Annotated in this window: 12 protein-coding genes and 1 other RNA gene; 6 read left to right on the top strand and 7 right to left on the bottom strand. The window is 60.2% G+C overall.

Annotation, left to right across the window (positions count from 1 at the left end; all coding sequences use genetic code 11):
* Positions 1–38: 38 nt before the first annotated feature.
* From FQB27_RS03360 to astB, 5 genes are read left to right on the top strand one after another with little or no spacing between them, the layout of a single operon-like run.
* Positions 39–1,220 carry an aspartate aminotransferase family protein gene (locus FQB27_RS03360; protein WP_169559442.1) on the top strand — a complete coding sequence of 394 codons (1,182 nt, stop codon included), beginning with the start codon at positions 39–41 and terminating at the stop codon, positions 1,218–1,220.
* A 4-nt stretch (positions 1,221–1,224) separates the two neighbouring features.
* Entirely contained in the window at positions 1,225–2,454 is a 1,230-nt protein-coding gene (locus tag FQB27_RS03355) for a hydrolase (protein ID WP_169559441.1), read from the top strand.
* Complete coding sequence (locus FQB27_RS03350) at positions 2,451–3,473, top strand: arginine N-succinyltransferase (protein ID WP_169559440.1); 1,023 nt, start codon at positions 2,451–2,453, stop codon at positions 3,471–3,473. Before FQB27_RS03355 ends, FQB27_RS03350 begins: the two co-directional genes overlap by 4 nt.
* Before the next feature lie 10 nt (positions 3,474–3,483).
* On the top strand, positions 3,484–4,953 hold the full coding sequence (gene astD, locus FQB27_RS03345) for a succinylglutamate-semialdehyde dehydrogenase (protein WP_169559439.1): 1,470 nt from the start codon (positions 3,484–3,486) through the stop codon (positions 4,951–4,953).
* Positions 4,950–6,299, top strand: a complete 1,350-nt coding sequence (astB, locus tag FQB27_RS03340) for an N-succinylarginine dihydrolase (protein ID WP_169559438.1) — start codon at positions 4,950–4,952, stop codon at positions 6,297–6,299. The genes astD and astB overlap by 4 nt, the downstream gene beginning before the upstream one ends.
* Here the strand turns inward: astB and truA are convergent.
* Genes truA through def form a run of 3 tightly spaced genes read right to left on the bottom strand, consistent with a single transcriptional unit; the run spans position 6,287 to position 8,494 of the window.
* Positions 6,287–7,039, bottom strand: a complete 753-nt coding sequence (gene truA, locus FQB27_RS03335; RefSeq protein WP_169559437.1) for a tRNA pseudouridine(38-40) synthase TruA — start codon at positions 7,037–7,039, stop codon at positions 6,287–6,289. The genes astB and truA overlap by 13 nt on opposite strands.
* Positions 7,039–7,962, bottom strand: coding sequence for a methionyl-tRNA formyltransferase (gene fmt, locus FQB27_RS03330; RefSeq protein WP_169559436.1), 924 nt, complete (start codon positions 7,960–7,962; stop codon positions 7,039–7,041). Before fmt ends, truA begins: the two co-directional genes overlap by 1 nt.
* A gap of 10 nt (positions 7,963–7,972) precedes the next feature.
* The gene (gene def, locus FQB27_RS03325; protein ID WP_169559435.1) at positions 7,973–8,494 is read right to left on the bottom strand and encodes a peptide deformylase; all 522 of its coding nucleotides are present in this window, start codon (positions 8,492–8,494) and stop codon (positions 7,973–7,975) included.
* Positions 8,495–8,620: 126 nt separating this feature from the next.
* Here def and FQB27_RS03320 point away from each other — a divergent pair, with 126 nt between their 5' ends.
* On the top strand, positions 8,621–9,742 hold the full coding sequence (locus FQB27_RS03320) for a DNA recombination protein RmuC (RefSeq protein WP_169559434.1): 1,122 nt from the start codon (positions 8,621–8,623) through the stop codon (positions 9,740–9,742).
* Here FQB27_RS03320 and recR read toward each other — a convergent pair.
* The 4 genes from recR to ffs all read right to left on the bottom strand — a co-directional run bounded on the left by recR (position 9,733) and on the right by ffs (position 12,789).
* Positions 9,733–10,335 carry a recombination mediator RecR gene (gene recR, locus FQB27_RS03315; protein ID WP_169559433.1) on the bottom strand — a complete coding sequence of 201 codons (603 nt, stop codon included), beginning with the start codon at positions 10,333–10,335 and terminating at the stop codon, positions 9,733–9,735. The two genes, FQB27_RS03320 and recR, sit on opposite strands and share 10 nt — an antisense overlap.
* A gap of 25 nt (positions 10,336–10,360) precedes the next feature.
* Positions 10,361–10,684 (bottom strand): YbaB/EbfC family nucleoid-associated protein, encoded by a 324-nt coding sequence (locus FQB27_RS03310; protein WP_169559432.1) that lies wholly within the window; start codon positions 10,682–10,684, stop codon positions 10,361–10,363.
* A gap of 76 nt (positions 10,685–10,760) precedes the next feature.
* Positions 10,761–12,605 (bottom strand): DNA polymerase III subunit gamma/tau, encoded by a 1,845-nt coding sequence (locus FQB27_RS03305; protein ID WP_169559431.1) that lies wholly within the window; start codon positions 12,603–12,605, stop codon positions 10,761–10,763.
* An 88-nt stretch (positions 12,606–12,693) separates the two neighbouring features.
* Positions 12,694–12,789, bottom strand: an RNA gene (gene ffs, locus FQB27_RS03300) — signal recognition particle sRNA small type.
* Positions 12,790–12,816 lie beyond the last annotated feature (27 nt).

Genomic DNA, 12,816 nt, shown 5'->3' with positions numbered 1-12,816 from the left:
TTGTGAACAGGCATTCCATCCCAACAGCAGGAGGCCTTATGACAGACAGCAACGCATTGATGGCAACCTACGCCCCGCCGGATATTCTTTTTGAACGGGGCGAAGGATCGTGGCTGATCACCCGGGAAGGGGATCGCTATCTTGATTTCATTTCCGGCATTGCCGTAACCGCCTTTGGTCATGAACACCCCCATCTTGTGGCCGCCCTGAAAGAACAGACCGACAAATACTGGCACAGTTCCAACATGTTCCGGGTAGAGGGGGCAGAAAAACTGGCCCGCCGCCTTACGGACAACAGCTTTGCCGACCGTGTCTTTTTCTGCAATTCCGGGGCCGAGGCCGTAGAAGCGGGCCTGAAGATGATGCGCCGCTATCACTATGACAGGGGGCAACCGCACCGAAGCCGTATTATCGGAATGCATAACGCCTTCCACGGGCGCACCATTGCCACCATTGCCGCCGCCGGGAACCCGGCCCACACCAAGGGGTTTTTCGAGGGCGATATGGGGTTTGATCATGTGCCCTTTGGCGATATTGATGCGTTGCAGGAAGCCGTTACCGACAAAACAGCCGGGATCATCCTTGAACCCATTCAGGGGGAAGGCGGCATCATGCCCGCCCCGGATGGATACCTGAAGGCGGTGCGAGACCTTTGCAGTCAGACTGGAACCCTGTTCATGGTTGACGAAATCCAGTGCGGCATGGGACGGACGGGAAAACTGTTTGCTCATGAATGGGACCAGATCAAGCCAGACATTCTGGCCTCTGCCAAGGGGCTGGGGGGCGGCTTTCCGATCGGGGCCTGCCTCGCAACGGAGCAGGTATCCGCCTGCATGATTGTCGGCACCCACGGTTCGACCTTTGGCGGGAACCCGCTGGCAACCAATGTTGGCAATGCTGTTCTTGATCTGGTTCTGGCCGAAGGATTTCTGGAAACGGTCTATGAGCGCGGCCAGTATCTGAAAGGCGCACTGGAGGCACTGGTCACCCGCCATCCGGACAAGCTGGCCGGTGTTCGGGGGCGCGGGTTGATGCTGGGCCTGCAAACCCACATTTCCAACACCCGCCTGCTGGACTGCCTGCGGGAGGCCGGGCTTCTGACCGGGCGGGCCGGATCGGACATTCTTCGCCTGCTGCCGCCGCTGAATGTCTCGACCGCAGAAATTGATCAGGCCCTCACCCTCATGGACACTGTCCTGACCGATTGGCAATCCGGGTAAGGCCATGGATTACCAACCCCTCCTGTCCCGGATCGACCAAAGCCGCGCCTCCCTCCTCTCCCTTCTTGAGGAATGGGCCATGATCAATTCGGGCAGCACACACCGGGAAGGGCTGGCCACCATGGCCCGGCAATTGACGCAAACCTTTCACCCTCTTGGCGGCACCGCCGAACTGATCGAAGCCGCCCCCCTGCAAATTGTGACATCCGGCGGGGCCACCCAGCACCAGACTGCAGGTCAGATCTTGCGCATCCGAAAGCGTCCGGCGGCCGATCGTCAGGTTCTTCTGGTCGGGCATATGGATACGGTCTTCCCTGCCGACGATCTGTTCCAGACCTGCACGGACCTTGGGGATGGTCGGTTGCAAGGCCCCGGCGTCGCCGACATGAAAGGTGGCCTTCTGGTGATGTTTGCCGCCCTCCGCGCCTTTGAGGCCAGCCCGGTTGCCGACAGGATCGGGTGGGAAGTCCTGATCAACGGGGACGAGGAAACCGGCTCCTTCGGGTCTGCCCACCTGATAGCGGAAAGCGCCACCCGCGCCCATGTGGGCCTTGGGTTTGAACCGTCTCTGCCGGATGGCACACTGGTCGGGGCCCGAAAAGGCAGCGGCAATTTCACCTTGGTTGTCAGAGGGAGGAGCGCCCATGCAGGACGGGAACCTCATCTGGGGCGAAACGCCATCACCGCAGCCGCCCGCCTGACACTTGAACTGGATGCGCTGAACGGTGGCCGTCCCGGCCTTACCGTCAATATGGGCAAGGTGGAAGGCGGCGGTGCCTTGAATGTGGTTCCCGACCTTGCCATTCTGCGCCTGAATGTGCGCATGCAGGAACCGGCGGATCAGAACTGGTTTCAGGCGAGGCTGGATCATCTGGTCACCAACGCAAACCGGCAGGACGGCATTCAGGTCACCCTGCATGGCCGTTTCAGTCGCCCGCCAAAAGCCATGACACCCGGTCTTCGCCAGTTGCTTGATCTGGTGCAGGACTGCGGCAGGGACCTTGGCCTGTCCCTGTCCGACCAGCCCACAGGCGGATGCTGCGATGGCAACAACATGGCGGCAACCGGCCTGCCCACGGTGGATACCCTTGGCGTACGCGGTGCCCATATCCATTCCGCCGAGGAATATATGATCAAGGACAGCCTGACCGAACGGGCGAAGCTGACCGCGCTGATCCTGTTGAAACTGGCATCAGGCGCCAGCCCCTTCCCCGAACGGGAGAGACCATCATGATCTATATGCGCCCGGCCACCCCCGCCGATATCGAGACATTGATGCGCATATCAAACGCGGTTGGCAGCGGCATGTCCTCCATGCCCACCGACAGGCAGACATGGCAGCATAAACTGAGCGTCAGCGAGCAAAGCTTTTCCAAACGTGTCACCGCCCCGGAAGGGGAAATCTATTTCCTTGTCATGGTGGATGGGGAGACGGACCAGATTGTCGGCACCGCCGCCGTCTATGCGGGCGTCGGGCTGGACCAGCCCTTTTATTCCTACAAGGTCTCCACCCTTGTGTCCCACTCGGCAGAGCTTGGCAAGAAGAACACCATGGGGGTTCTCTATCTGGTCAATGACTACACCGGCTGCACGGAAATCGGCTCCCTTTATCTCAGCCCGGACTATCGGCGGGATGGAAACGGACGCTTTCTGTCCCGCAGCCGGTTTCTGTTATTGGCCGACTTTCCGGAACGCTTCGGGGACACCATCATCGCCGAGATGCGAGGCTGGCAGAATGCCGCTGGAAAATCCCCGTTCTGGGAGCATCTGGGCCGCAAGTTTTTCGGGCTGGGTTTCGAGAATGCGGATTACATGAGCGCGGTGAAGGGCAACCAGTTCATTACCGACCTGATGCCCCGCCACCCGATTTACGTGGACCTGCTCCCCGAAGAGGCGCGCCATGCGATCGGCAAGCCCCATGATGCGTCAAGGCCTGCCCTGTCGCTTTTGGAAAAGGAAGGGTTTCGCAATGCGGGGTATATCGACATCTTTGATGGCGGCCCCACGGTGCAATGCCAGCGGGTCAACATCCAGACCCTGCGCCAGACCGCGCATCACCCGGTTGGCCGGATTGTTCCCGACAGGGAAATCGGGGCCGAGACGCCCTACATCATCAGCAACGGAAACCTGACATCCTATCGGCTGGTTTGCCAACCCTTGCGGATCGACGGGGACGGGCAGGCTGTCATTGGCGAGGAAACCGCCCGGCACCTGCAGGTCCAGCCCCTTGACCGCATCAGCTTTGCCCCATGAGGAGCCTGACATGACACGAGGACATCTATTTATCGGCGGCCAATGGGTGGAAGGGACCGCCTCACCTTTTGTCTCCCGCTCCCCCGGAACCGAGGTCATCGTCTGGGAAGGGGCCGCCGCCTCCAGCGCCGATATCGACAGAAGCCTCACGGCGGCAAGGCAGGCCTTTGGCCCATGGTCCCGGCGCCCTCTTTCCTTCCGGTTGGACCTGCTGGCCCGATACCGGAAGGAACTGGAAACGGACAAAGAGGAAATCGCCGCCCTGATCGCCCTTGAAACGGGCAAACCCTTGTGGGAATCCCGGACCGAGGTTGCCACCATGATCGGCAAGATCGAACTGTCCATCCGCGCCTATCACGACCGCACAGGCGAACAGGAAACCAGCCTGCCCGGCGCCACCGCCCGATTGCGCCACCGCCCCCACGGGGTCGTCGCCGTCTTTGGCCCGTTCAATTTTCCCGGCCACCTGCCAAACGGCCATATGGTTCCCGCCCTGTTGGCGGGGAACTCAGTTGTCTTCAAACCCAGCGAACAAACGCCTGCGGTTGCGGAAAAAATGGTTCAATGCTGGGAAAAGGCGGGGCTGCCGGACGGGGTTCTCAATCTTGTGCAGGGGCAAACCCAGACAGGCGTCGCCCTCAGCAACCATCCGCAACTGGACGGATTGTTCTTTACCGGCAGTTCCGCGACCGGAAGCGAACTGCACAGACAGTTTTCCGGTCATCCTGAAAAAATACTGGCCCTGGAAATGGGCGGCAACAATCCCCTGATCGTGACCAAAACATCCCGCATAAAGGGGGCCGTTTGTCATACGCTTCAATCTGCCTTCCTGACTGCGGGCCAGCGATGCACCTGCGCCCGGCGCCTGATCCTGCCGAAAGGGCCGGACACCGCCGCCTTTCTGGATACCCTTGTACAGGCGGCGGAAAGATTGCTGGTCGGGCCGCAAGCGGATGGACAGGAACCCTTTATGGGGTCCCTCATTTCCAATGACGCCGCAGACAGCCTGCTGGCCACGCAAACGCATCTGCAAGAGGAAGGCGGACGCCCCCTGCTTGAAATGAAGCGCCTTGTTCCGGGCCTGCCCTATCTCAGCCCCGGGATCATGGATGTCACGGCGATCCGGGACCGGCCCGACCGGGAATATTTCGGCCCCTTCCTGCAGGTTATCCATATGGACAATTTTGATGCCGCCATGACCGAGGCCAACGCCACGGCCTATGGCCTGTCGGCTGGCATCTTCACCGATGACAAGGCGCTTTATGACCGGTTCCGCACAGAAATCCGCGCTGGCATCGTCAACTGGAACCGTCCCTTGACCGGGGCCAGCGGCGCGGCCCCGTTTGGCGGCATCGGGAAAAGCGGCAACCACCGGCCCAGCGCCTATTACGCAGCCGACTATTGCGCCTATCCCGTCGCCTCGCTTGAGGCCGACAGCCCTGATCTGCCTGAAACCCTGCCACCGGGAATGATCCTATGACCATATATTACGAAGCCAACTTTGACGGTCTTGTTGGGCCCACGCACAATTTCGCCGGTCTGTCCCATGGCAATCTGGCCTCCACCGGGAATGCGCTTGAAATCTCCAACCCCAGACAGGCAGCCCTGCAGGGGCTGGAGAAAATGCACTCCCTGATGAAGATGGGCCTGCGACAAGGCATCCTGCCGCCCCATGAGCGCCCCCACCTTCCCACCCTTCGGGCCTTGGGGTATCAGGGATCGGACGCCCATATCATTGCCCTTGTCCAGAAAACGGCGCCGCATTTGCTGGCGGCGGTTTCGTCCGCGTCCAGCATGTGGGTTGCCAATGCCGCCACGGTTTCCCCGGCCCCGGATACACTGGACGGACGCACCCATTTCACACCGGCCAATCTGGCCTCCATGTTTCACCGGTCGCTGGAACCCCAGGTTACGGGCCGCATGTTAAGCCGCATCTTTGAGGACGAGACCTATTTCGTTCATCATCCGGCCCTGCCCGGCACCGCCCATTTCAGTGACGAAGGCGCGGCCAACCATACCCGGCTGTGTGCTTCATATGGGGAACCGGGGGTCGAGTTGTTTGTCTTTGGCGGGTCCGCCTTTGACAGCCGCCTGCCACACCCGGACCGCTTTCCCGCCCGCCAGACCCTTGAAGCCTCCCGCGCTGTCGCCCGCCTGCATGGTCTGACCGATGAACATGCCCTGTTTGTCCAGCAGAACCCGGAGGTAATCGACAAGGGCGTGTTCCACAATGACGTGATCGCTGTCGGGAACGGCCCGTGCCTATTCTATCATCAGGATGCGTTCCTGAACCCGGAGCAACTTCAGCGCGACCTTCAGGCGCGCCTGCACGGCACATCGCTCCATTTCATCGAGGTTCCCCGCAGCGAGGTTTCCGTGGCCGATGCGGTACAAAGCTACCTGTTCAACAGCCAGCTTGTCAGTCTGGATGAAACCCGCCAGACCATGCACCTAATTGCACCGCTGGAATGCCGGGAAAACCACCACGTCCACCGCTATCTGGAAAAACTCCTGACGCGGGGCACCCCGGTACAAAGCGTGACCTATCTGGATATCCGCCAAAGCATGAAAAACGGCGGCGGTCCTGCCTGCCTGCGCCTTCGTGTTGTCCTCAGCGAGGAAGCGGGACATTCCATCGCACCGCGTGTCTTCCTGACCGATACGCTGTACGAGGATTTGAAAAGCTGGATCATGACCCACTACCGGGACAGGCTCTCCCCGGACGATTTGAAAGACCCGGACCTTCTGGTCGGCAGCCAGCAGGCCCTTGACGAACTGACCAGCCTGCTCGGCCTTGGGGCCGTCTATGATTTTCAGTTGGGGTAGGCGGGGTAATCCACATCCGTCAGATACAGGCCATAGGGCGGCGCATTGGGGCCCGCTTTCTGGCGATCCCGTGCGGCAAGGGCCTGTTCCAGATCCTGCCGGGTCCATTGTCCGGTGCCCACCAGATACAGGCTACCCACCATGGCCCGCACCTGATTGTGCAGGAAGGATGGGGCGGACGCCCTGATCTGAACCTCGTCGTCATATCGGCTGACATCCAGCCGGGTCAGGGTCTTGATCGGTGAGTTGGCCTGACAGGCCGCCGCCCGGAAGCTGGAAAAATCGTGTTTCCCCACCAGAACCTGGGCGGCATCGTGCATGGCCTCGTGATCGAGATCCTTTTTCACGTGCCACGCAAACCCCTTGTCAAGGGTCAGGCGGGCCGGACGATTGATCATGCGATACAGGTAATGCCGTCCCGTCGCGGAAAAGCGGGCGTTGAATTCCTCGTCCACCCGCTCACAGTCCAGAATGACAACCGGGGCCGGTTTCATATGCTGGTTGATGGCATTCATGACGGTGCGCGGCTCGAAATCCCGCGTCAGGTCAAAACTGGCCACCTGCCCAAGGGCATGGACCCCCGCATCCGTGCGCCCGGCGCCCTGAATGCGGATATCCTCGCCGCAGAATTTCAGGATGCCTTCCTCAATATGCTGCTGCACCGACGGGCCATTGACCTGCCGTTGCCAACCGACCAGATGGCGGCCGTCATACTCGATGGTAATCCTGTAGCGGGGCATCAGGAGAGAACCTCCCCTTTACCGATCTTGTAACCGTTCAGCAAAACCTTTGCCGACATGGGGGCCTTACCGGCCCGCTGCAAACTGACAAGGGACAGGGCACCGTCACCGCAGGCCACGGTCAAGCTGTCATCCAGAACCTCACCCGGCGTGCCCTTGCCCGCGACAGGCGACGCCTGCAGGACCTTGATCCGGGTTCCGTCATGCTCGAAATAGGCGCCCGGAAACGGCGACAGGCCGCGAATATGGCAATCCAGTTCCGCGGCGGGGCGGGTCCAGTCAATGGCGGCCTCGGCCTTGTCGATCTTGGCCGCATAGGTCACGCCTTCCTCGGGCTGCGGAACCGGCTTTACAGCCGCGCTTCCAAGCTGGCCCAGTGTCTCCACCATCAGGTCGGCGCCAAGGGCGGCCAATGTGTCATGCAGGCTTCCAGCGGTTGTCTCGGGGGTGATCGGGCAGCGCCGCTCGGCCAACACATCCCCGGTATCCAGCCCTTCCGCCATTTGCATGATGCCAACGCCCGTTTCCGTATCCCCGGCCATGATGGCCCGCTGGATCGGGGCCGCCCCCCGCCAGCGCGGCAACAGCGACGCATGCAGGTTCAGGCAGCCATATTTCGGCGCGTCCAGCACCGCTTTTGGCAGGATCAGGCCATAGGCAACGACCACGGCAACGTCCAGATCGAGGGCGGCGAACTCCGCCTGTACATCCGCCGGCTTCAGGGAAACAGGGGTCCGAACCTCGATCCCGGCGTCTTCTGCCATCTGGTGAACCGGGGTCGGACGCAGGGCCTTGCCCCGTCCGGCGCGTCGCGGCGGCTGTGAATAGACACAAACAACCTCGTGCGGGGACGCCAGCAAAGCCTTCAAAACCGAACAGGAAAAATCAGGCGTTCCCATGAACGCAAGTCTGAGAGCGCTCATGACGATCCTCTTAGCTGGCTTGTTTCTTCTGTTTCAAAAGTTTGCGCAAGATCATGTTGCGCTTCAACGCCGACAGGTGATCCACAAACAGGATACCATCCAGATGGTCCAGTTCATGCTGAACACAGGTGGCAAGAAGACCGCCCGCATGGATTTCCTGCGATTTTCCGTCCGTATCCAGATAGCTGACCTTGACCTCGGCGGGGCGCACCACATCCGCATAATGCTGGGGAACGGACAGGCAGCCTTCCTCATACACCGCATCATCGTCGGAAACCCATGTGATTTCCGGGTTGATCATGGCGATAGGTTGCGGCTCGCTGTCTTCCTGACCCTTTCCAACCACATCCATGACCAGAATGCGCTTCTCGACACCGACCTGAATTGCGGCCAAACCGATACCGGGGGCGTCATACATGGTTTCAAACATGTCATCCACAAAACTGCGGATTTCATCTGTCACGGCCTCAACGGGTTCGGAAATGGTTTTCAGGCGTGGGTCAGGCGCGGTCAAAATGGGCAAAAGGGCCATAGTCTTCCAAGGATCTTCAAGTTACATTACGGGAAATCGCGGTTTCACACCTTAGGTATTACGCAAGGGCGTATCCGTCAAGGTTCTTGAAGAATTACTGATTTCCGGGCTGAGGAGGCTCGATCCATGGAATATTTGCTTGTTGCTGTTGTTGTGGCCTTGGTCGCTGTGACCATTTTCCTGCTGCTCAAGGTCAACCGGTCTGAACAATTGATGTCCAGCATTACCGCCAACAGTGAAAACATGACACGCCTGACCGAGGGATTGCTGAACCAGCAGGCCCAATTGGAAGGACAGCTCAAGCAAATGTCCGCCGATGGTGCCGCCAGCCGGTCCGAGATCACCAAGACCCTTGCCGACCGGTTGGACAATGTCACCAAGCGCCTTGGCGACAGCCTCAACCAATCCACCGAGAAAACCGGCAAATCCCTGAGCGAACTGCAGGCGCGCCTTGCCATTATCGACAAGGCACAGGACAACCTGACCACCCTGTCCAGTCAGGTCGTCGGCCTGCAGGACATTCTGGCCAACAAGCAGGCCCGCGGGGCCTTTGGCGAAATCCAGTTGAACGATCTGGTCAAATCCGCCCTGCCGCCATCCTCGTACGAGTTTCAGGTGACACTGGGCAATGGTCGGCGAGCCGACTGCCTGATCAAGCTGCCGAACCCTCCGGGGTCCATCGTCGTGGATGCGAAATTTCCGCTGGAAAGCTATCACATGCTGCGCAACGCCGAGACCGACAGCGAGAAGGCCGCCGCCAGCCGCGCCTTTGTGACCGCCATGACCAAGCATATCGCAGACATCAGCCAGAAATATATCATTGATGGGGAGACCGCCGAATCAGCCCTGCTGTTCATGCCGTCCGAGGCCGTCTACGCCGAGCTTCACGCCAACTTTCCGCAAGTTCTGGAAAAATCCTATCAGGCCCGGGTGTGGATTGTCTCTCCCACCACCTTGATGGCGACCCTCAATACGGTTCGCGCCGTCCTCAAGGACAGCCAGATGCGGGAACAGGCCGGGGTTATCCAGAAAGAGGTCGGCGTCCTGATCAAGGATGTGGAACGACTGGACACCCGCGTGGAGAACCTATCGAAGCATTTTGCACAGGCCTCAAAGGATATCGGCCTGATCGAAACGTCCAGCCGCAAAATCACAAGTCGCGCTGAAAAAATCGAGGATTTGCAACTGGGGGAAAGCAACACCGAAGACCTGCTCTCCCGTCCGGCGGAACTTCTCAATCAGGATTGATCGATACTGCGGCGGGACCGCAGCGCTGTTGCAAGGGTCCCGTCATCCAGATAATCCAACTCCCCGCCCACGGGCACACCATGGGCAAGGTGACTGACGCGGACCCCAAGGTCAGACAGCCTGTCATTCAGGTAGTGGGCGGTTGTCTGACCATCCACCGTGGCGTTCAGGGCCAGAATGACCTCCTCCACCCCGGTATCGGACACCCGGTTCAGCAGGGGTTCAATTGACAGGTCTTCCGGGCCGACACCATCCAGCGCCGACAACGTTCCGCCCAGCACATGATAATAGCCGGAAAAGGCCCCTGCCCGCTCCAGCGCCCAAAGGTCGGACACATCCTCCACCACACAAATGGTGGTCTTGTCCCGCGTTTCTGTCCGGCAGATATGGCAGGGGTCGGACGTATCCAGATTTCCGCAAACGGAGCAGGTCCGCACATTGGCGGCCGCTGTCGCCATGGCATTGCCAAGCGGCGTCAGCAGGCTTTCCCGGTGCTTGATCAGATAAAGCGTGGCACGCCGCGCCGACCGGGCGCCCAGTCCCGGCAGTTTGGACAGAAGATGGACCAACTGGTCAATATCGGACGTACTCATAAACGCTCACACGTAAAAGAAACAATCAGAACGGCATCTGCATGCCGGGGGGAAGCTGAAGGCCGCCGGTCATTTCCTTCATTTTTTCCTGGGAATAGGCATCCACTTTCGCCCGTGCGTCCGCATGGGCCGCCTTGATCAGGTCTTCCAGCATTTCCTTTTCCTCGGCGTCGATCAGGCTGGGGTCGATGGTGATCCCCCGCATTTCGCCCTTCCCGTTCAGGGTGATCTCGACCATGCCGGCACCGGAGGCGCCGGTCAGTTCGTGACTTTCCAGGGCTTTCTGCATTTCTGCCATCTTGGCCTGCATTTCCTTGGCCTGTTTCATCAGATTGCCAAGATTCTTCATACTCTGTCTCCGTTGCTGCATCACCCCGCAGCGGACCCAAGCCCTGCAGGGGGTGATAGACTGCTAATTCACTGTTTTAATCAAGATCGTCGTCACCAGACGCGAAGTCATCGGACGCAGGTTCAAAAGTCGGCGCAAGGTCCCGAACCTCGCTCACTGTCGCACCGCCAAAGATTTCCTTGATATTTTGAACCAGCGGATGCTTTTCAATGGCGGCGATCATGGCGGCCCTGTCCAGCTGACGTTTTTCCGCCAGTGTCGGGGCGCCTTCCGCCTCGGCCGTCATGCTGACCTGCCACCGCTCTCCGGTCAGTTCCCGAAGGCGCATGCCCAGTTTGGCGGGCAAATCCGCCGGGGCCCCCGGCGCGGGGCTGAATTCCAGATACCCCGCTTCAAACTTCACCGGCCGAATAAAATTAATCACCTGACCGCGCAGCATCACATCCTTGCGATCCGACAACAGGTCAACGATATCCTCAAGATCGGCAACCGCGTCCTTTTGGGCCGGCTCCGGGGTTGGCGGGGTTACCTCGGTGGCCGGGACCGCCTGCGGTTGCTGTTCCCGTTCCGGGGCAGCATTCTGAACCAGGGACAAATGCGCCCGCGGCGCACTGTCCGGGCGATGCACCGGATCGGGCATGGCGTTGGAAACCGCAAGGGTTGCCGCTGCGCCGCCGCCCGCTGCGGCCCGCATGCCGCCACCGCCGCCGCCGCCAGACGGAGCACCGGAGCCCGGCGCGCCGCCGGTATACTGCCCATCCTGTAGTTTCTTCGCCAGTTCTTCCGGGCTCGGCAGGGTGCTGGCATAGGCAAGACGCACAAGAACCATTTCCGCGGCGCTGATGGCCATGGGGGCACCCCGCACCTCATCCAGCCCTTTCAGCAGCATCTGCCAGGCCCGTGCCAAGGTGGGCATCCCAAGGGCGGTGGCCATGTCCTGACCACGCGACACATCGCCGCCCGCCATGGCAACATTATTGGCGGCCTCGGGGGTCACTTTCAGGGTTGTCAGCCAATGGGTCAGTTCCAGGAGGTCCTGCATCACGACCACCGGGTCTGCGCCGCTGTCATACTGGCTGCGCAAAATCCCCAAGGCCTCGGCAATCTCGCCCTTGAATACCGTTTCCAGAAGGTCCAGCATCCGTGTCCGGTCCGCAAGGCCCAGCATGTCGCGGGCCTGCGTGGCGGTCACCGTGCCATCCCCATGGGCAATCGCCTGATCCAGCAGGGACAACCCGTCCCGGACCGAGCCTTCGGCGGCGCGGGCAATCAGGGCCAGCGCATCACCTTCGATTTCGGCCCCTTCCTTTTCCGCAATGGTCGCGAAATAGGCGGCCAGTGTTTCGGCATCGACCCGCTTCAGGTCAAACCGCTGACAGCGCGACAGGACGGTAACCGGAATTTTCCGGATTTCCGTTGTCGCAAAGATGAATTTCACATGCTCCGGCGGCTCTTCCAGCGTCTTCAAAAGCGCGTTAAACGCGTTCTTGGACAGCATGTGCACTTCGTCGATGATGTAAATTTTGTACCGGGCACTGACCGGCAGGTACCGAACCCCGTCAATCAGTTCCCGAATATCATCCACACCGGTACGGCTGGCGGCGTCCATTTCCAGAACGTCCTGATGCCGGTCTTCGGCAATGGACACGCAATTCACGCATTGCCCGCATGGATGCACCGTCGGTCCGCCCTGCCCGTCCGGCCCGATACAGTTCAGGCCGCGAGCGATAATACGGGCGGTGGTTGTCTTGCCGATTCCCCGCGTCCCGGTCAACACAAAGGCATGGGCAAGCCGCCCCTTGTCCAGCGCATTGGACAGGGTTCGCACCATGGCTTCATGGCCGATCAGGTCATCGAAATTCGACGGCCTGTACTTGCGGGCAAGGACGCGATACGCGTTGTTTGACTTATCTTCTGACATGGCCGGAGCATACCAGACAGATATCTGTCAAATCAAAGCCTAAGAGAATAAAAATGAAGAGGGGAGAGCGGCACTCAACTGCCGTGATAAAGAAGACTGGCAACGACCCGCGCCGAAACTCGTTACGGCTGCTTCCTTCCGGACCTGACCGGGTTAGCGAGGAGCACGTCCATCACCAGCCTTCCACCGCCTATATCTGACATGTGAGGGC

It is taken from the genome of Sneathiella chinensis (assembly GCF_012720115.1).
Classification (GTDB): domain Bacteria; phylum Pseudomonadota; class Alphaproteobacteria; order Sneathiellales; family Sneathiellaceae; genus Sneathiella; species Sneathiella chinensis.
The sequence above is the reverse complement of the archived record's forward strand: the minus strand, read 5'-3'. Positions and strand labels throughout refer to the sequence as shown.